Source organism: Bradyrhizobium sp. LA2.1, assembly GCF_040547725.1.
Classification (GTDB): domain Bacteria; phylum Pseudomonadota; class Alphaproteobacteria; order Rhizobiales; family Xanthobacteraceae; genus Bradyrhizobium; species Bradyrhizobium barranii.
The window spans coordinates 287819-304959 of record NZ_JBEPQI010000002.1; the positions used below are offsets into that span (position 1 = coordinate 287819).

Consider the following 17141-nt stretch of genomic DNA (forward strand, 5'->3'; position numbering starts at 1 on the left):
ATTGTTTGATTTAGATCAAGACACCGATTGTGACGGGTCTATGCCGCTTGCTAGGCGTCGCTCCACGATGTCCGCTGCGGGTCAAAAAGCGACGGTTTGGCGATGTCCGCGCTACTTCCGCTTTACCCCCGAAAACCGACATTCATCGTGAGGGGCGGCATGTCTCAAAGGGGCCAATCGCAGACATTCTGCCTGCTCATTCGAACACTTCGTCGGCGGTCAGGAGAGAGTCTCGACCAGCCGCCAAACCAAGCGCCTTGGCCGCTTTAAGGTTTACAACCAGCTCGAACTTGGTTGGCTGCTGTATCGGCAACTCGGCCGGCGTTGCGCCTTTGAGTATTCGGTCCAGATAGATAGCGGTCGCGCGTGACAGGTCAGGCAGGTTGACTCCGTAAGAGACAAGGCCACCGAGCTCCACGCCCTCTCTGGCGGCGTAGATCGTCGGGAGGCGGTTCTTCTCGGCAAAGGGTACAATCCGAGAGTACTGGCTGTACAGCATCGGACTAGGAAACACGACGAGACCATCCGCTCGCGCTTTGGCCAACTCCGCAAACGCGCTTTCGAGATCGGCGGGGCTATCCGCCGGCACAAGTTGAAGGCTTGCTCCGAGAGATCGGGCGGCGCTCTCAATCTCGTTCAGCATCCCCTTCATTGTGCGCTCACCGTATGCACGAGGGTGCCACAAAACGACAACGTGAGAGAGACCGGGAACGATCTCCTTAAGCAGTTGAAGCCGTTTGGACACCAACTCCGGGCCGAGAAATGCCGTCCCGGTGACATTGCCGCCCGGCCGCGCCAGGCTGGAAGCGAGTTCGTCGTCGACGGGATCTGCCATGCCTATGCCGACAATCGGAATGGTGGAAGTCGCTTTCTTGGCTGCGCGGACGGCCGGGGTAGCCAAAGCAACAATTGCGTCGACGCGGTGCGTCACGAATTCCTGCGCGTACTCGTTGAGCTTGTCCTCATCACCGTCTGCGAATTTACGGTAAAACGCGACATTCTTTCCTTCAGTATAGCCGAGCACACGCAATGCCGGCACAAACGCATCGAGAGTCTTTAGACTTGCGTCGGACTTGTCACCGCGGCCGAGTGAAAGCACACCGATCTGATGAAGCTTGGTCGATTGCTGAGCATGACCTGCGAACGGCCACGTTGCAGCCATACCCCCAACAACCGTGATGAACTCGCGCCGTTTCATGCGGCCCTCAGCCAAGCCGAACTATCGTACAGACAAAAGGTGGCGCCTTGGAAGTGTAATCAGGCCGGTGAAAGTCTGCTTTGGGTCAAAAGCGACGGTTTGGCGATGTCCGCGCTACTTCCGCTTTACCCCCGAAAACCGACATTCATCGTGAGGGGCGGCATGTCTCAAAGGGGCCAGAAGCTGACATCCCGACATGCGACAGATGGCCCCAAGCCACGGAACGACGTTGCCGGAGAGATTTAGGGTGACACTATGCTTGCAATTCCTCCGCCGCAGGAGGCTCGCATGGCAACCGCTATTCATCCGGGAGGTTAGCTATGAGCGACGAAGAGTTTGCAAAGTTACTCAAGGAAAATGATGCAGGCGTTTGGGAACGTTGGAACAAAGCGTCGGGCGGAAAGCAGCTTACGAGCATCGGGACGAAGCAGCTCACGGCGATTGTTCTTCCGATTTTTAAGACAGAAAAAATAACGCCACATCAGGCTAAGGCCCTCTCGCTGCTCTTCCGTACCAATTTGAGCAACGGCGCGCACGCGACACTCAGCCAGGGGATCGCAGATGCTTACGAGAACGATTTCTTTTTCAGGGGCTCGAAAAGGGCCTGACTACGGTCAAAGAGTTGGAACCATTAAACGGTGCCCTAGGAATGGGAAGCGTCGGCAAGATCAATTTCGTCAGTCCCGAAACAGGGTTGGAATACACACCTGATCTATACAGCGCAATCAGATCGCTCGTGCACCAGGAAAAAATCCGGGTCTTCGAGGTAAACGCCGCAAAGCTAAAGGGCCACGTTGGCCTCTATCGCAGTGATAGCAAGCGTTTGATCTTGTACGAAGGAGTTGAGCCTGAACGTTCCAAAATGTACATGGTGCACGAAGCTACGCACGCAATTCAGGACTGGAAAGATCTCGCCCCCAAGAAGGTCAAGTACAAGGAAACTGACGCCTTTATTGCAGGCGCTGTAGCTGCCGTGACCGTAAACAAGGATACTAATGTTTTGGAGCACCCGAAGGCGGAAGAACCTGCGGTAGAGTTGGTCCTAGCCGGACAAGCCACGCGAGGGAATGCGGCTTGGACTCAAGCTTATGCTGATGTGGTGAAGGCAGTGGAAGTCGACGAGTCGTACAGTGCGATAGCTGAGAAGGTTCATGATTGGAATGAGAAGAAGGGCGAGGAAGCAGTTCTGAGAGCGGCGTTAGTTCATTTCAAAGTGGCCGAGTTTCTCGCGACAATGGGCGTCGACATCTTCACGAAGGTCTCTCGGTTCATTCCAGGGCAGCGATAGCAAGACCACGCGATTCGCGAGCACAATCCCAGCGGGGAGTCCTGTGATCATGATGATGTTCCGAATGAAGGGCGCGGAATTGCTGTTCGGCCATCTCCAACCTTTGTCTCCAGCGCGCTTTCCAGACAGATCGGGCTCAACGTCGAGAGTCCGCAAAGGGTCGATATTGTTGCAAAAGTCGATTTTCGCCGATGACCAAAATTCTGCGGGCCGTGGGCGCGACTTTCGCGTACAAGATGCGAGGGACCTCACGGCCTCACGCAAAATTCACAGGCGACTTCGGTAGCGCGATTGAGGTCATACGAATCAGCGATCGCTCGCTGCTTAGTGTTTTCGCGAAAAATCTTGAGCCCTGCAACTTTCGACTTTTGCAACACAATCGGCCATGAACAGACATAGCCTCACCCGTCGCGTTAGCGCCGAGCTCTGACCGCCGCTGCAAAGCGTCCTAATAAACCAGGCTAGTGCCGGTCGGCTTCTCTAGCGCGGCGGCCAACGACCGGTACTCCTCGCAGCCAGTCCCGCAAATCGCCGCGATCCGACTCAAATGATATTGGGCCTGCTCGCGGTTGCCCTGCTCGAGCTGCCATAGACCGTAATATTGCCAGGTCAGCACATGGTTCGGATCGGCCTTCAGCGCGCGCTCGTACCAGAGCTGCGACTGCCTGTAGTCGCCGAGCTTGCGATATGAGTAGCCGATGAGGTTGGCCACATTCGGGTGATCGTCGTGGCCGAGCGTCTTCAACTGCTCAATCGCAGAGGCATAGTCAGTGCGGTCGTAGACCGCCGAATAAGCTGCGCGGTACCCATGAGCAAAGGCGGGGTCGTCGAACAGGGACTGCTTGGCTTTTTTGGCCTTGGGCGCGTGGTTGGCCTTGTTGCCCGACCGCTTCGGGTATGACGAAGGCGGATAAGCGGAGCGTTGCCCCATCCCGCTATAGTCTGCCTCACTGCCACCTGGCTCAGTGCCCGGGGCCGCAACAGCCGGAGTGACCGAGAACGCAGCGATCAGCGCAATCGAACACGTTGTCAGCGTCACAATCCTGATCATCAAGTTGGCCATAGGAACCTCCTGCAAGCTACGCCTTCGAGCTCCCAATCCAGCCGAACATGTTAACTCCGGCTTACCTCAAACATTCCTGGAAAGGTATTTAGAAAAACGAGATTTGGTGTGACAGCAATGTTGTCTTATGAGCCGGTCAATGCCCGCAGCGGGTCAAAATGCGAAGAACTCAGAGTGAGCAAATCCAGTCCGCTTCACCCCACTAAGCGGACCTCAACGAGGAGTGTCGTCACTTCGCTGATGGGTCATCAGCCGACGTGATTGCCTGTGAATAATCTAGGAGTCCGGGCCGCGGAGCGGCACTGGTCGAGGTATTGGGTCAATCCGGCCGCGGGAGCCGAACAACCACCCAGTCTCTGAGCGGAACGCAAACTTACCTGGCGCCGGAAACTAGATTGCCGACACAGCTTCTCGACGAAACGAATGTCGACCCAGAGGTGTGCGTGTGGGCAGTCGCAAGCTGTTCTATCTCGAGCGTTCGGCCGCCGCAGTTAGCACAGGATAGCGGGCATAGAGCGTGTCGACGCGGTCCCGCCACATCGCCACGAACGCACCCGAGGTGAGATCATCGACCGACTTCCATTCGCGTTTGACCGCAGGCAGCGTATTGCCCCAGATGGCGCGCTTGCACCATCGCTCGCCCTTTGCCGAGCCCTCCCGGGTTGCGCACATCGACTTCCAGGCAATCCGCTGCGGACGGCTGATGTGTTGGGCGGCTCCTTCCCAGCCCTGCTGGTGGATCAGGTAGAGGTCGGAAAGGGTCGGCTTTTTCTGCGTCAATATTTCGAATAGCGCAGCCTCGCTGAGAAACTTGTAGGCGGCACCTACAGCGTTGTCGCGAGGATTGAGGATGTCGCCCGATCCGTATTTGCTGAACTCAAACTTGCTCAGCTGGAACAGGCCGATATATGAGCCGGTGCGTTGCTTGGGATTGAAATCGGATTCGATTTTGGCGACCGCCTTCATGAAATTGACATCGACACCGAACGCTTCGGCAGCACGTTCGATCTCCTGGACGGGCGTTCCGAGCGGAACGTCGCTCAACGCCGACAAGGCGATCTTTGCGGGTTTTTCCGGCGGCGGAATTTCCGAGTAGACGTAGTATTTGAGATACGACGGTTTGCCTTCGCCCGGATTGGGCGAAGCAACGGGCGGACGGTCCTGCTGTAGCATCGCCGAGTTCTCGGGCGACGGTGCCTCAAGGCTGGCGACCTGCAACATTGGCTCTTGCGAAGTGGTTACATCGGACGGCGGCACCGAGTCCGGCGCCGCGGCGCTGAATCCCGCCGCAACGATCGCATTAGCCGATAATCCTGTATCGAATTTCGTCTCGATGGCCGGGGCCGGAAACGCGGCGCCAGCATTTGTCAGAACCGTCGTCACATTCAGCGGGATGCCGCTGAATGCATCAGCCACTCTTGCATTCGGCGTTGCGATGCTTGGGCGCGGTACCGCGATCTGACCAATCGCGACAAGCGAAGTCGCTGTCAGCGCGACGGCAATACAGCTTGTTTGCCAAATCTTCAATGTCGCCAGCCGCGCGGCCGCGGTCCCCCCCATTCACGTCCCCGACTTGGCACGCAGATTAAGGAGGTGAGGGGATGACAATGGGGCACACCTGTGGCGCAGGTGCGGCCAGTCTCGGCCGCGTCGCCAAGATTGCCTAAATTGAAAGTTGCGGTCGTGATGCGTCTCCCGTCGAGGAACAGGACGGGCGCCATATCGCGCAACCATCGCTAAACAAGGCATCTTCGTGCGTTAGCGCATCGAGACCGGCGACCGCGCGCACGCCGCTCCCAAGCATCTCGAGGCCGCGACGTCGCAAGACCCGAGGACGGTTCGCTGGGATGGACAATCGCGATCCGCTTTATGACCGCTAGCGTCGGTCTCAGCGGAGCCGGTCTAGCCAAGCTCGGGTCTGCCGTGACCGTTGTCTCCGCTCGGGCCGGAGCGTTGCAGCTTACCACAGCGCCTGCCGCATTCTTGCACAACAGTAAACTAGTGCGCCAATGTCTCAGTTGGGTCAAAATGCGTCGGTTGGCCCGTAGCTCGACGACTTCCGGTCTACTCCCCGCTCCGGACATGTCGCAAACTGAAGCGATGGGCCATAACCGGACTCATGCGTCGCAGCAGAGTGCCGCTATTCAATCGCCTCATGGGATGGAGAGCTAATCGGGCAACCCCGCTTTCCGAAGACCCTCAATAAACAGCTTTGCGTTTGATAGTCCGGCCCGGGCGATAAGCGCCGATATTGTAAAGGCGGGATCGATCTCAAGCACACGCGCCGCCGCGTCGTGCGCCTCAGCGTCACGTCCGAGATGGGCGAAGGCGGACGCGAGCCATTGGTAAGTTGCCAAATATAGATTCTGACGAAGGGCTTTCTTCAATACGACGATGGCTTCGTCAAAGCGGCGAAGCTCGATAAGGGCCTGCCCAATGCCAGTAAGCGTCATGTATAGTAGCGGGTCTACTGGGCTCATGCGAACGGCACGTTCAAAGCTCCAGATCGCTTCCTCCGGCAGCCCCGCAATTCTATAGACATGGCCTCTGCAGCTCCATGTGAGCCATGAATTTGGGTTGAGCCCGACCGCCCGGTCAGCCATTTCGATCTCGGCTTCACGATCGCCGACCATGAACGCCGAGATTACGGCAGCCCTTGCTAACGTGTCCGGATCGCCATCGTCGATGCTCAATGCCAAACGAGCAAGCCGAACCGCTTCCTTGCGGTCGAACTGAGGATCGTTGGCATAGCCCAAAAGGACGTTGAGCATGTGGCAGACACCTGCCAGAGCCGCGACAGCGCCGAACCGAGGGTCGAGTTCCAAGGCGCGGTGGAACAGTCGGATTGCCTCGGCCAACCCTTCGCGGGTCCTTAGGTAGAACTGCGGCATGGCACGGAGATAAAAATCATACGCGGTGAGGTTCTCTGGCCGCCGCCGCGTCGCCAATTCAATTTCTGTTTGAAGCATCTTTGGCTCAATGGCCGACACAACGGCGAGCGTTACTTCGTCCTGAAGAGCAAAAACGTCGGTCAGGTCACGCTCAAACCTGTCCACCCAGATGTGCGCGCCTGTAACCGCATCGATCAACTGCCCTGTGATGCGAACTTTCCCCGACGCCTTCCGCACAGACCCCTCGAGGACATAGCGCACGCCGAGCCTTCGCCCGACTTCCTTGATATCGACCGCTCGACCCTTGAAGGTGAAGCTCGAATTGCGCGCGATCACGAACAGCGACTTGAAGCGCGACAGCGCGGTGATGATCTCCTCGACCATTCCGTCCGCAAAGTATTCCTGTTCGGGATCGCCGCTCATGTTCTCGAACGGCAGTACGGCGATGGAAGGCTTGTCCGGGTGTGGCGGGGCCGCACTCAGCCCCTCTGTCAGCGCCCCTGGCGCTCCGGCGCGGACAGCGTAGGCGCGGACCGGCTTGGAGATGTTCTTGAGCTGCTGCTCGCCACGATCCTCGAAGCCAGCGTCTAGCTTGCCCTCGACTTCGTTGTAGACCTTGTCGGAAATCAGGATACCGCCCGGATCGGCGATCCCCTCCAGCCGAACAGCAATGTTGATCCCGTCGCCGTAGAGGTCGTCGTCCTGTCCAACGATCACGTCACCAAGGTTGAGCCCGATGCGTAGCTTGAATGGACCGCTACCCTCGGCGAGATGGTCCTGTATCTCAACCGCGCATCTCATGGCGGCGAGGGGACTGGCGAACTCGGCGAGTGCGCCATCACCCGTTGTCTTGATTAGACGGCCTTCGTGGCGGGAGAGGCTCGGCTCGATCAGTTCTCGCTTGAGCCGCTCGAACTCGGCATAGGTAGCTTCCTCAGCGCGTTGCATCAACGCAGAGTAACCGACCACGTCGGCAGCCAAAATCGCCGCTAATCGCCTTTGAACCCGCTGCTCCGTCACAGCGCTCTCCGAACGGCCAGCCAAAAATTCGTCGCTGGGGCCAGGAGGAGCCTAGCACTTTGTTGCGGATCTGTGAGCGGTAATCGCGGGAGGGCCCTGTTGCCCCGAGGCGGCATTTGCTGTTGCACGGCGGCAGTAAGCGTGCGGCAACTCGGAAGGTCCGAGTTGGGTCACGACCGGTAAGGCTTGGATCGAGCACGTGAGTTCTGCTTCGCATCCGAAAGCGGACATCTCGCCTCAATGAGTACACGCCCTCTGGAAGTACAACGCCAATCGGCTTGAATTTCGTGCAAACCTGGAGCTGCAGTGGCGGGAGTTCTCTCTGAAATCTCGCTCTGTATGCCGAGACCCAGTGCCGACCTCTACCGAAATCCATGAACATCTCAGAGCTGCAACACGCATCGACACAACCAGGTCTGTCGGCGAGCCTGCACTGGTTGTGCGACGCGCTCAATCCCGCGACATCTTCTCGAACTTCTTCACCAGCCGTTCCCGCTTCAGCCGCGACAGCCGCTGGATCCAGAACATGCCGTCGAGCTGGTCGATCTCGTGCTGGTGACAAACGGCGCGCAAGCCGTCCGAATCCTCCGTCTGCATGTTGCCGTCAAGATCCTGATAGCTGATCCGCACCCCCGCGTGGCGCTGGACCTCGTCGTTGACGCCGGGCATCGAGACGCTGCCTTCCTTGTGCAGGATCATCTCGGGCGAAGCCCACTCGATCTCCGGATTGACGTAGGTTTGCGGGCCCGCCTTGGCGTCGAGCTCGAGCACGACGACGCGCAAGGGCACGCCGATATGCGGCGCCGTGATGCCGATGCCGGGCGCGGCGCGCATGGTGTCGAGCAGATCCGCTGCAAGCTCGCGCAAGGCGTCGTCGAATGCGGTGACGGGACGGGCCGCCATCGCGAGCCGGCGGTCGGGATAGCGGAGGAGGGGACGAATGGTCATGCAGGCTCCCTACCACTCACGGATGGTTGAAGCATCCCGTTCTTGACGACCTACCAACTGGAAGGTAGCTAATCCGCCATGACCAACGTTTCCTCGACGGCCGACGACATCCTGGCCTGCGCGCGCACCCTGATCATCGCGGGCGGCTATAACGGCTTCAGCTACGCCGACGTGGCCGAAATCGTCGGCATCCGCAAGCCGAGCATCCACCATCATTTCGCCAGCAAGGTCGATCTGGTCCGCACCCTCGTGTCGCGCTATCGCGCGGAAGCCGAGGCGGGACTGTCCGCGCTCGAACGCAATGTCGCGGACCCCCGCGACCAGCTCAAAAGCTATGTCCGGTATTGGGAGGCGTGCATCAATGATGCGACGGCGCCCTTCTGTGTGTGTGCGCTGCTTGCCTGCGAGCTTCCGATCCTGCCGGAGGAGGTGGCGCTGGAAGTCCGCGCGCATTTCCGTTCGCTGGCGTCGTGGCTGACCTCGGTGATGGAGCGCGGCAAGCGGAAGGGGCAGCTGCATCTCTCCAGCGCAGCGAAGATCGAGGCTGAAGGCTTCATGGCGACCGTTCACGGCGCGATGCTGTCGGCGCGTGCCTATGGCGACCCAAAGATGTTCGGTGTGATCACCGGGCCGCTGCTGGATCGGTTGTCCGCCAGGCACTGAAACATTTCGACGAGACGACAACGACACGCCCGCAGGCACGCTGGGGGCGGAGGGCGACTTGTTGCGCGTAAGACTACCAACTAGTAGGTAAAGGAGAGAGTGCAGTGACGCATCATCAATTGGATCTCGTTCGGGCCGACCGCGAGCAATGGCTGAAGGTCTACTACTTCATTCGGGCGGCGTTCTCCGTCGCCTGGGTCGTTGCCGCCTTTGCCGTCGGGCCGTCATCTGCGGCGATCGCTGGAGCCTTGCTCGTGCTCTATCCGGCATGGGACGCCGCGGCCAACTTGGTCGACGCGTTGCGCAGTGGCGGGCTCGCTCAAAATCGCACGCAGGCGCTGAACGTTCTGGTCAGCCTGGTGACCACTGTCGCGGTCCTCGTCGCCTTGCAGATGAGCATGAACGGGGTGCTCGGCGTCTTCGGGGCCTGGGCGATCCTGTCCGGATTGCTCCAGCTAGGAACCGCAATCCGCCGCTGGAGAAGTTTTGGCGCGCAGTGGGCCATGGTGCTCAGCGGTGGCCAGTCGGCTCTGGCCGGCGGCTTCTTCATCTTTCAGGCCACGACGCCGATGTCTCCGACGATCGCGAATGTCGCGGGCTACGCTGCAGTTGGCGCGATCTACTTCCTGGTCTCCGCGGTATGGCTGGCCGTAACCGAGTGGCGGCGTAGCGCAGCGATGTGAGGCGTCGCCGTTGCCGCTATTCCTGCGGATAGGGCGTGCCGTCCTTGTGCGGGAACCGGCCGCTGGAAGCCGGGCTCATCATGTCGACGTCGGAGCAGGTGATGAGGTCATCGGGCGAGCGCGAGCCGACTTCGAGGTAGACGGCCGTCGCATCGGACCGGTTGATCATGTGATGGCCGTTGCCGCTTCCCTTCGGGAAAGCGGCGCAGTCGCCGGCGCTCAGCACGGTTTTGCCCTCGTCCTCGACAAGCGTCAGCTCGCCTTCGAGCACATAGACGAACTCGTCCTCATGCGAATGCCAGTGGCGCTGGCTCGACCAGCTGCCTGGCGGCAGACGCATCAGGTTGACGCCGAAATCCTTAAGCTTTCCGGCATTGCCCAGCCGTTGGCGGATGCGCTCGGCGCAGGGCGCGTCGAGCGGCGCGGGATAACCGGAGCCCTTTCGGGCCGGCACTGTGGCGATATCAATCTTTGGCATGCAACTATTCCCTCCGAAATCGGAGCATTGAGAGCGCACCGGATCGGCGGCGTCCGGAGTGTGATGAGATCGCGTTGGCGGGATGATGACATTGTGCCGGTGTTTTGCCCGACGTGTCAAACGCGCCCCTCGCGTTGCGGGTCGTTGGTAAGTCTTTGATCCGGCAGCGGCCGGCTACTGTGCATGGGGTTGTTTTCGGGATTTTTGTTTGGCGGCGCCAAAAAAATCTGTTGTCCTCGATGCCGTTGTCGGCAGGCACAGTTCCCATTCGTCTTCCACCCAGACAGACCTGACGGGAGACCAAAATGAACGCTTCCAACTATCGCTGGGTGATCGTTGCCGCGGGCGGCTTGCTCGGCTGCGTCGCGATCGGCGGCATGTTTTCGCTGCCGGTGTTCCTCCAGCCGATCGCCAAGGACACCGGCTGGTCGGTGACCGGAATTTCCAGCGCGATGACGATCGGGTTCCTGGCGATGGCCTTCACCAGCATGGCCTGGGGCACGGCGACCGACAGATTCGGGCCGCTGCCGGTGGTGCTGACGGGATCGATCGTGCTGTCGCTCAGCCTGTTCGCGGCAAGCCATGCGACCTCGCTGCTGGCGTTCCAGTTCATGTTCGGCCTTCTGGTCGGCGCCTCCTGCGCGGCGATCTTCGCGCCGATGATGGCGACCGTCACTGGCTGGTTCGACACCCATCGCAGCCTCGCGGTCTCGCTGGTGTCGGCCGGCATGGGCATGGCGCCGATGACGATGGCGCCGCTCGCGGCCTGGCTCGTCTCCGGCCACGACTGGCGCACCTCGATGCAGATCGTGGCGCTGGTGGTCGGCGCCATCATGATCCCAGTCTCGTTCCTGGTACGACGCCCGCCCGCGCTCGCGCATGCCGTGGCCGCGCCTGCGGGCGAGAGCGCGCCGCAAGGGGAGATGTCGCTGGGCGAGGCGCTGCGCTCGCCGCAATTCATGATCCTGCTCGCGACCAATTTCTTCTGCTGCGCCACCCATTCGGGCCCGATCATCCACATCGTCAGCTATGCCGTGAGCTGCGGCATCCCGCTGATCGCGGCGGTGACGATCTACAGCATCGAGGGTTTTGCCGGCATGGGCGGCCGTATCGCCTTCGGGCTGCTCGGCGATCGTTTCGGCGCCAAGCGCGTGCTGGTGACGGGGCTGCTGTTGCAGGCGTTCGGCGCGCTCGCCTATGTCTTCGCGCAGCAGCTCGCGACGTTCTACGCGGTCGGCGCGGTCTTCGGCTTCATCTATGCCGGCACCATGCCGCTCTATGCGGTGCTGGTGCGCGAAAACTTTCCGCTGCGCATGATGGGCACGGTGATCGGCGGCACGGCGATGGCCGGCAGCCTCGGCATGGCGACCGGCCCGCTCGCCGGCGGCCTGATCTACGACGCCTTTTCCAGCTACGCCTGGCTCTATATCGCCTCCTGGGCAATGGGCCTCGGCGCCTTCCTGATGGCGATGAATTTCAGGCCATTCGCGAAGCCGCAAGGCGAGGCCGCGGCGGCAGCGGCGTGACGAGGTCTATGACGGGATGTGTTTTTCGAAAAAGAGATCCGGGTAGGGATCATCGTTGAAGCGGGGGATCTCGCGCCAGCCCGTGGTGCGGTAGAGCCGGCCGGCCTCGGCGAGCGCGCTGTTGGTGTCGAGCCGCAGCAGCGTGATGCCGAGGTCGCGTGCGGCATTCTCGGCCGCGTCCATCAGGCGCCGGCCGAGTCGCAATCCGCGCGCTGCGGGGGCAACCCAGAGACGCTTGATCTCGGCATAGCCGTGATCCGTTCCCTTCAGTCCGACGCAGCCGATCGGCAGCGTGTCGGACATCGCGACGACGAAGGTGCCGCGCGGCCGGCGCATGTCCTTGGCGTCAGGATCGCGCGACAGCGAGACGTCAAAACCCTGCTTGAAGCGGCGGCCGAGCTCGGAATAGTACTCGCGCAGGCAATAACGTGCTGCTTCGCTCCGCGGATCCATCTCCTCCAGCGCGACGCGCTCGCGCGTCAACGCCGAGGCGATTAGGTCCATCGCCGCCAGCAGCGCCTCGCGCTGCGAATGTTGCGCCAGGAAGCCTTCGGCCTGCGTATTGGACAGCGCCTCGTAGGCCGCGAACTCGCGCCGTCCCGCGCGCGTCAACGTCGCGACACGGCGGCGCGCATCGTCCTCATGCGTCGTGGTCTCGACCAGCCCTTCGTCCTCGAGGCTGCGGAGCAGCCGGCTCATCAATCCGGAATCGAGCCCGAGATAATCGCGGATCTCCGCCACGTCCGAGCGCCCATGTCCGATCGCATTGAGCACGCGCGCCGCCCCAAGCGGCCGGCCGCGCCCGAGAAACGAGGTGTCGAGCGCGCCGACGGCGGAGGTCACGGCGCGATTGAAGCGGCGGACGCGGGAGACGGGATCAAGCATAATACCTGACTTTAGTCAGATATTGTCTGCGGGTCAATCGAGACGGCCGGTCTCACTTCACCAGCGTCAGCAGCGGCTTGTCCTTGGCGACGATATAGGTCGCAAGCTCGCTCGCGGTGTCCGTGCCGACGTTCTTCGCCGCATGAACCGCTCCGGCCGGAATGAACAGCACGTCGCCTGCCTTCAGCGTCACCGGGGGCTTGCCCTCGACGTCGTATTCGATGGCGCCTGTCAGCACATAGATAATCTCCTCGCCTGGATGCGTGTGCCGGCCGAACGCAACTCCGGGCGCGAGGTCGACGCGGACCTGGACCGCCTCGCGGCCGGGCGCGCTGAGATCATGGCGCTGGAGGTCGGTGCGCGTGACGCCGGCCGGCTGGGCTGCCGCCGGCAGGGTGAGAAGGTTGGTGGCGAGCACGGCAGCGCTCGCAAGCATGCGCAGGGTTCGTAATGGATAGGGGCTCATGGTCGGCTCCTGATGTTCGCTTGATGGCGGGTCAGACGAGATTGGTGGTCACCTCGATGTTGCCGTGGACGGCCTTGGAGTAGGGGCAGATGCCGTGCGCCGCCTCGATCAGCTCCTGGGCGACCGTGCGATCGACGCCGGGAACGCTGACATCGAGACGGGCCCGCAGGAAGAAGGCGCCGTTCGCATTGTTCAGGTCGATCGTGGTGTCGACCGACGGCTCGCTCGGCAGCTTGACCTTGCGCTGGGCGGCGGCGAGGCCGAGCGCGCCGAGGTAGCAGGCCGACCAGGCGGCAGCGAAGAGGTTCTCGGCGGCCGGGTGCGGCTGGGCCAGCTTGATATCGAGAGAGCCGTCGTTCGCGTGCGCGGCGCCGTCGGGGCCGGAGGTGACGTGGGTCTTGCCGGTGAAGAGAAGCTTTGCAGCGGTGGTCATGGCGCATCCTTTCGGGTTCGATATAGATCGTGTCCGATCTAATCGGATGCGCGATGAAATAAACCCGTCGCTCTGTCCGGTCAAGCTCTTCCGATTTAATCGGATGCGATTTATATTGACGCGGAGATCACGAATTGCGGAGGTTCACGTGTCCCGTCCCGCCAAAGCTGCCGGCAAAGGCCGAAAACTGTCGAATTTCCTGTGCTTTGCCGTCTATTCGGCCAATCTGGCCTTCGGTCGCGCCTACAAGCCTCTGCTCGACAAGGTGGGACTGACCTACACCCAGTACATCGCCATGGTGGCGCTGTTGGACGAGGATGAGCAGACCGTCAGCGCGCTCGGCGAAAAGCTGTTCCTGGAATCCAACACGCTGACGCCGATCCTGAAGAAGCTCGAGCAGATCGGTTACATCAAGCGCCACCGCGATCCCGCCGACGAGCGGCAGGTGCGGGTAAGCCTGACGCCGGGCGGCCGAAAACTGATCGAACAGGATCTCGGCGAGTCCGTGATCGAGGCGACCGGTCTCGGCGACGATTTTCCGGTGGTGCAGAAGACGGTGAGCCGGCTGCGCGACAATCTGCTGCGCGCGACCCAGGCGGCCGAAGACAAGAAACGCTGAGCGGGCAGCGCCTTCCCGCCGGGAAAGTCGGAGGCGGCGTCCGCCTCCGATACAAGTACGAGGAAAAGCGCGCGGCTCTAGTTGCAGACTGTGCGCGGAATCATCCAGGTCGCAAAAGTCTGCCAGAACCCGTCTTCGCGACGGCGCTGGTAAGCGACGAAATCGGCGTCATCATCATCATGCACGAGTTCATAGCGATAAGTGTTGGCTGCAGTGGTGTTGGGCTTACTCATGGAGCACTCCATCTCGAATGGGCTTTGCTTCGAGCTAGGTGCGGTGCAACAAAAGTCCAATGGGAGTACGATGATCAGCGCATCACGTTGTGGAGAGTGCTCAGTCCAGCCCCAGCGCCTTGCGCGATTTGCGCGTGAGCTTTGCGACGATCAGGGCATGGGCCTGCGCCAGATAGGCGGTGAGTTCCGCATCGGGAAGTGCGTTGTTGCCGGCGAGCTGCACCCATTTGGCGCGCGCCAGATACGGCGCCGGTCGTGCCACGCCGTGCTCGATCAGCATCGCATAGGCCATGTCCGAGACCTTGAACATGTAGCCGCCGGAGCCCGCGGCAAAGCCGCCGCCGAGCGCGAACATCTTGCCGCCGACTTTGAACACGGAGGTGCCTTCCCACTGCACCACCTTGGTGGCTGCGGGCAGGCGCAAACAGCGGGCTTCGAATGTCTTGGGTGTCATGCGCTCGCACTTGAGACGAAAGCCCTGCCGTTATGGCAACATGCATCTTCCAACAAGGGATGAATTTGCGATGTCGCGCGTTTCGATCAAGACCAGGGACGATCTGCCGGAGGCGCTGAGGCCGTTGTGGGACAAGATGACGACCTACGGCGCGTTCGAGAACCAGGCCGGTGTCATGGCGCACCGCCTGCCGATCTTCAAGCATATGTGGTCGTTGCTGGTCGATCTTGCTGAAGAACGCAATGTCTCGAAGCGCCATCTGGAGCTCGCGCTGGTCACGGTCTCGCTGCTCAACAAATGCGACTATTGCGTCTCGCACCACGCACCAAAGCTGGCGGTGCAGGGCGTGTCGGAGGAGGGCGCCGCTCGCCTCGTCGATTACAAGGACCATCCCGAGCTCGATGAGCTCGACAAGCTCGTCGTCGAATATTCCATCGCCGTCACCAACAACTGGAACAAGACTCGCGACGAGATCTTCGCTCGCCTGCGCGCGCATTTCTCGGAAGCCCAGATCGTCGAGCTGACCTGGCGCATCGCGCTCTGCGGTGCCTTCAACCGCTTCAACGACATCCTTCAGCTCGAGGTCGAGCAGGGCGTTCCCCGCAGCGAAGCTGCGGAGTAATCGGCCCCCGGCGGTGCTGGTCCCCCGAGCCGGGACCGGCGCCAAGGCGCCCGATCACAGATTTGTGGGTTGTGGACTGTCTATCGCAAACTATATCGTAAGATATGTTTTACAAAAAGGACGTACGATATGCACCACGGACGAGACCACAAAGACTTCCATTTTGGGCATTTCGCCCATTTCGTCATGGGCCGGCACGGCGGCGGACGGCGCTTCGGCCGCGGCGGGCATGGCTTCTTCGGGCGCGGCCCGGGGGGTGATTTCCCCGGCGCAAGGCGGCTGTCCTCGCAGGACCTCCAACTCGTGATCCTGGCGTTGCTCGCCGAAAAGCCGGCTCATGGATACGAGCTGATCAAGATTATCGAGGAGCGGTCCGACGGCTTCTACACGCCGAGCCCGGGCGTGATTTATCCGGCGCTGACCTATCTGGAAGAGGTCGGCCACAGCAGCGTCGAGCAGGATGGCGGTCGAAAGCTCTACAGCATCACGCCGCAGGGCGAGGCGCATCTCGCCGAGAACCGCGCGACTGCGGACGCGATCCTGCAAGCGCTGTCGCGGATCGGGCGCCGCATGGACGAGGTGCGCGAGGCCTTTGCCGGCGTCAGCGATCTCGATGCCGACGCCTCCGACGAATTGCACCGTGCCCGCCACAACCTCAAGCGCGCGCTGCGTTCCAGGCTTGGCAGCGACCCCGCCGAGGCGCGCCGCATCGCGGCGATCCTGGATCGTGCCGCCGCGGAAATCCTCGGTAAATAACCAAGAGGCGAAGCAACACATGAGTGATCGGCCCCACAGCCCGATTCAAGACCCACGCGTCAACGCCGTCCTCGCGCGCCTCCAAGGCGCGCGGCAGCGGCCGGCCGGCGGCGGGCCGCGCGGCTCCTTCAACAGCCGTGATCCCCACGCCTATGCCGAGCAGGGCTTTTCGATTCATTCCGAGCAGGGCGAACTGATCTATCTGCTGTGCCGTGGCTTGCGTGCTACGCGCGTGGCCGAGTTCGCCACCTCGGTCGGCATGTCTACGCTCTATTTCGCGGCTGCTATCCGCGACAATGGCGGCGGCACCGTGATCGGCTCGGAGATCGTGCCGGCCAAGGTCGAGACCGCCAAACGCAATCTCGCCGAGGCCGGCCTTGCCGACTATGCCGAGATCCGCGAGGGCGATGCGCGAAAAACCTTGCGCGATCTCGGCGGTCCCGTCGACTTCGTTCTGATCGACGGCTGGCCGGGTGAGAGCGGTCCCTCGCTGGCGCGCGAGGTGATCGGGATCGTCGCGCCGCAGCTGCGCGTCGGCGGCTACGTCATGAACGACAATGCCGAGCCCGACTATCTCGATTTCATCCGCGATCCCAAAAACGGTTTCGTCTCGATAACGTTGCCGCTCAAGGGCGGCACCGAGCTCAGCCTGAAGCTGAGGTAGCGGCGTCGCTTGCGCGATAGGCGTCGGGAACCACGAACACCTCGTCGGCGCGGCCATAACCGCCATCAGGCACTTCCTCGATCAGCACCATGGTGTGCGTCCGCGCCGCTTCGCCGAAATAGTGCGCGAACAGCGCGGTGAGGTTGTGCACGATCTCCGCCTTCTGCGCCCGCGATAAGGCGGCCTGGGGGATCTTGATATTGGCGAAGGGCATGATGGGTCTCTCCGTGTGATGGGGTGTGGTTGCTCCT

Annotated in this window: 21 protein-coding genes; 9 read left to right on the plus strand and 12 right to left on the minus strand. The window is 61.4% G+C overall.

The window, feature by feature from the left end; genetic code table 11:
* Positions 1-196: 196 nt before the first annotated feature.
* Positions 197-1198, minus strand: a complete 1002-nt coding sequence (locus tag ABIB95_RS04240; RefSeq protein WP_354238009.1) for an ABC transporter substrate-binding protein — start codon at positions 1196-1198, stop codon at positions 197-199.
* A 320-nt stretch (positions 1199-1518) separates the two neighbouring features.
* Here ABIB95_RS04240 and ABIB95_RS04245 point away from each other — a divergent pair, with 320 nt between their 5' ends.
* Both ABIB95_RS04245 and ABIB95_RS04250 read left to right on the plus strand, forming a co-directional pair.
* Complete coding sequence (locus ABIB95_RS04245) at positions 1519-1806, plus strand: hypothetical protein (protein WP_354238010.1); 288 nt, start codon at positions 1519-1521, stop codon at positions 1804-1806.
* 41 nt (positions 1807-1847) lie between these two features.
* Complete coding sequence (locus ABIB95_RS04250; protein ID WP_354238011.1) at positions 1848-2486, plus strand: hypothetical protein; 639 nt, start codon at positions 1848-1850, stop codon at positions 2484-2486.
* Between the two features lie 448 nt (positions 2487-2934).
* On the opposite strand, the gene ABIB95_RS04255 is transcribed toward ABIB95_RS04250, so the two are convergent.
* From ABIB95_RS04255 to ABIB95_RS04270, 4 genes are all read right to left on the minus strand, one after another.
* Complete coding sequence (locus tag ABIB95_RS04255) at positions 2935-3549, minus strand: tetratricopeptide repeat protein (protein WP_085402793.1); 615 nt, start codon at positions 3547-3549, stop codon at positions 2935-2937.
* A gap of 465 nt (positions 3550-4014) precedes the next feature.
* Positions 4015-5109: a transglycosylase SLT domain-containing protein gene (locus ABIB95_RS04260; protein WP_354238012.1), complete on the minus strand. Its 1095-nt coding sequence runs from the start codon at positions 5107-5109 to the stop codon at positions 4015-4017.
* 608 nt (positions 5110-5717) lie between these two features.
* The gene (locus ABIB95_RS04265; RefSeq protein WP_231144868.1) at positions 5718-7460 is read right to left on the minus strand and encodes an adenylate/guanylate cyclase domain-containing protein; all 1743 of its coding nucleotides are present in this window, start codon (positions 7458-7460) and stop codon (positions 5718-5720) included.
* A 450-nt stretch (positions 7461-7910) separates the two neighbouring features.
* A complete protein-coding gene (locus ABIB95_RS04270; RefSeq protein WP_354238013.1) occupies positions 7911-8408 on the minus strand; it encodes a peptide deformylase in 498 nt (165 codons plus the stop codon).
* A 78-nt stretch (positions 8409-8486) separates the two neighbouring features.
* Here ABIB95_RS04270 and ABIB95_RS04275 point away from each other — a divergent pair, with 78 nt between their 5' ends.
* Entirely contained in the window at positions 8487-9071 is a 585-nt protein-coding gene (locus tag ABIB95_RS04275; protein ID WP_085402797.1) for a TetR/AcrR family transcriptional regulator, read from the plus strand.
* 104 nt (positions 9072-9175) lie between these two features.
* A complete protein-coding gene (locus ABIB95_RS04280) occupies positions 9176-9754 on the plus strand; it encodes a DUF308 domain-containing protein (RefSeq protein WP_354238014.1) in 579 nt (192 codons plus the stop codon).
* A gap of 16 nt (positions 9755-9770) precedes the next feature.
* On the opposite strand, the gene ABIB95_RS04285 is transcribed toward ABIB95_RS04280, so the two are convergent.
* A complete protein-coding gene (locus tag ABIB95_RS04285; protein ID WP_354238015.1) occupies positions 9771-10232 on the minus strand; it encodes a cupin domain-containing protein in 462 nt (153 codons plus the stop codon).
* A gap of 305 nt (positions 10233-10537) precedes the next feature.
* Here ABIB95_RS04285 and ABIB95_RS04290 point away from each other — a divergent pair, with 305 nt between their 5' ends.
* Positions 10538-11758 (plus strand): MFS transporter, encoded by a 1221-nt coding sequence (locus tag ABIB95_RS04290; protein ID WP_354238016.1) that lies wholly within the window; start codon positions 10538-10540, stop codon positions 11756-11758.
* A 6-nt stretch (positions 11759-11764) separates the two neighbouring features.
* On the opposite strand, the gene ABIB95_RS04295 is transcribed toward ABIB95_RS04290, so the two are convergent.
* The 3 genes from ABIB95_RS04295 to ABIB95_RS04305 are packed head-to-tail and all read right to left on the minus strand — an operon-like array spanning position 11765 to position 13542.
* Positions 11765-12643: a bifunctional helix-turn-helix transcriptional regulator/GNAT family N-acetyltransferase gene (locus ABIB95_RS04295; protein WP_354238017.1), complete on the minus strand. Its 879-nt coding sequence runs from the start codon at positions 12641-12643 to the stop codon at positions 11765-11767.
* Between the two features lie 52 nt (positions 12644-12695).
* Positions 12696-13109 (minus strand): cupin domain-containing protein, encoded by a 414-nt coding sequence (locus tag ABIB95_RS04300; RefSeq protein WP_354238018.1) that lies wholly within the window; start codon positions 13107-13109, stop codon positions 12696-12698.
* Between the two features lie 31 nt (positions 13110-13140).
* The gene (locus tag ABIB95_RS04305) at positions 13141-13542 is read right to left on the minus strand and encodes an Ohr family peroxiredoxin (protein ID WP_354238019.1); all 402 of its coding nucleotides are present in this window, start codon (positions 13540-13542) and stop codon (positions 13141-13143) included.
* A 148-nt stretch (positions 13543-13690) separates the two neighbouring features.
* Between ABIB95_RS04305 and ABIB95_RS04310 the strand changes: the two genes are divergently transcribed.
* Positions 13691-14161 (plus strand): MarR family winged helix-turn-helix transcriptional regulator, encoded by a 471-nt coding sequence (locus tag ABIB95_RS04310; protein WP_354238020.1) that lies wholly within the window; start codon positions 13691-13693, stop codon positions 14159-14161.
* 77 nt (positions 14162-14238) lie between these two features.
* On the opposite strand, the gene ABIB95_RS04315 is transcribed toward ABIB95_RS04310, so the two are convergent.
* Positions 14239-14394, minus strand: a complete 156-nt coding sequence (locus ABIB95_RS04315; RefSeq protein WP_094184234.1) for a hypothetical protein — start codon at positions 14392-14394, stop codon at positions 14239-14241.
* A 100-nt stretch (positions 14395-14494) separates the two neighbouring features.
* Positions 14495-14848, minus strand: a complete 354-nt coding sequence (locus ABIB95_RS04320; RefSeq protein WP_135215234.1) for an MmcQ/YjbR family DNA-binding protein — start codon at positions 14846-14848, stop codon at positions 14495-14497.
* A gap of 70 nt (positions 14849-14918) precedes the next feature.
* On the opposite strand from ABIB95_RS04320, the gene ABIB95_RS04325 reads away from it, so the two are divergent.
* The 3 genes from ABIB95_RS04325 (at position 14919) to ABIB95_RS04335 (ending at position 16890) form a co-directional block, all read left to right on the plus strand.
* Positions 14919-15470 (plus strand): carboxymuconolactone decarboxylase family protein, encoded by a 552-nt coding sequence (locus ABIB95_RS04325; protein WP_354238021.1) that lies wholly within the window; start codon positions 14919-14921, stop codon positions 15468-15470.
* Between the two features lie 129 nt (positions 15471-15599).
* A complete protein-coding gene (locus tag ABIB95_RS04330) occupies positions 15600-16226 on the plus strand; it encodes a PadR family transcriptional regulator (RefSeq protein ID WP_063983749.1) in 627 nt (208 codons plus the stop codon).
* Positions 16227-16245: 19 nt separating this feature from the next.
* Entirely contained in the window at positions 16246-16890 is a 645-nt protein-coding gene (locus ABIB95_RS04335; RefSeq protein ID WP_354238022.1) for an O-methyltransferase, read from the plus strand.
* Here the strand turns inward: ABIB95_RS04335 and ABIB95_RS04340 are convergent.
* Positions 16871-17104, minus strand: a complete 234-nt coding sequence (locus ABIB95_RS04340; RefSeq protein WP_085402808.1) for a tautomerase family protein — start codon at positions 17102-17104, stop codon at positions 16871-16873. The genes ABIB95_RS04335 and ABIB95_RS04340 overlap by 20 nt on opposite strands.
* Between the last annotated feature and the right edge of the window lie 37 nt (positions 17105-17141).

Bases quoted from the DNA above. Each gene is read 5' to 3' on its own strand.
- ABIB95_RS04250 (WP_354238011.1), top strand. From the start codon at position 1,848: ATGGGAAGCGTCGGCAAGATCAATTTCGTCAGTCCCGAAACAGGGTTG.
- ABIB95_RS04320 (WP_135215234.1), bottom strand. From the start codon at position 14,848: ATGACACCCAAGACATTCGAAGCCCGCTGTTTGCGCCTGCCCGCAGCC.
- ABIB95_RS04245 (WP_354238010.1), top strand. From the start codon at position 1,519: ATGAGCGACGAAGAGTTTGCAAAGTTACTCAAGGAAAATGATGCAGGC.
- ABIB95_RS04340 (WP_085402808.1), bottom strand. From the start codon at position 17,104: ATGCCCTTCGCCAATATCAAGATCCCCCAGGCCGCCTTATCGCGGGCG.
- ABIB95_RS04290 (WP_354238016.1), top strand. From the start codon at position 10,538: ATGAACGCTTCCAACTATCGCTGGGTGATCGTTGCCGCGGGCGGCTTG.
- ABIB95_RS04335 (WP_354238022.1), top strand. From the start codon at position 16,246: ATGAGTGATCGGCCCCACAGCCCGATTCAAGACCCACGCGTCAACGCC.
- ABIB95_RS04330 (WP_063983749.1), top strand. From the start codon at position 15,600: ATGCACCACGGACGAGACCACAAAGACTTCCATTTTGGGCATTTCGCC.
- ABIB95_RS04260 (WP_354238012.1), bottom strand. From the start codon at position 5,109: ATGGGGGGGACCGCGGCCGCGCGGCTGGCGACATTGAAGATTTGGCAA.
- ABIB95_RS04300 (WP_354238018.1), bottom strand. From the start codon at position 13,109: ATGAGCCCCTATCCATTACGAACCCTGCGCATGCTTGCGAGCGCTGCC.
- ABIB95_RS04305 (WP_354238019.1), bottom strand. From the start codon at position 13,542: ATGACCACCGCTGCAAAGCTTCTCTTCACCGGCAAGACCCACGTCACC.
- ABIB95_RS04325 (WP_354238021.1), top strand. From the start codon at position 14,919: ATGTCGCGCGTTTCGATCAAGACCAGGGACGATCTGCCGGAGGCGCTG.
- ABIB95_RS04315 (WP_094184234.1), bottom strand. From the start codon at position 14,394: ATGAGTAAGCCCAACACCACTGCAGCCAACACTTATCGCTATGAACTC.
- ABIB95_RS04275 (WP_085402797.1), top strand. From the start codon at position 8,487: ATGACCAACGTTTCCTCGACGGCCGACGACATCCTGGCCTGCGCGCGC.
- ABIB95_RS04285 (WP_354238015.1), bottom strand. From the start codon at position 10,232: ATGCCAAAGATTGATATCGCCACAGTGCCGGCCCGAAAGGGCTCCGGT.
- ABIB95_RS04240 (WP_354238009.1), bottom strand. From the start codon at position 1,198: ATGAAACGGCGCGAGTTCATCACGGTTGTTGGGGGTATGGCTGCAACG.
- ABIB95_RS04295 (WP_354238017.1), bottom strand. From the start codon at position 12,643: ATGCTTGATCCCGTCTCCCGCGTCCGCCGCTTCAATCGCGCCGTGACC.
- ABIB95_RS04255 (WP_085402793.1), bottom strand. From the start codon at position 3,549: ATGGCCAACTTGATGATCAGGATTGTGACGCTGACAACGTGTTCGATT.
- ABIB95_RS04270 (WP_354238013.1), bottom strand. From the start codon at position 8,408: ATGACCATTCGTCCCCTCCTCCGCTATCCCGACCGCCGGCTCGCGATG.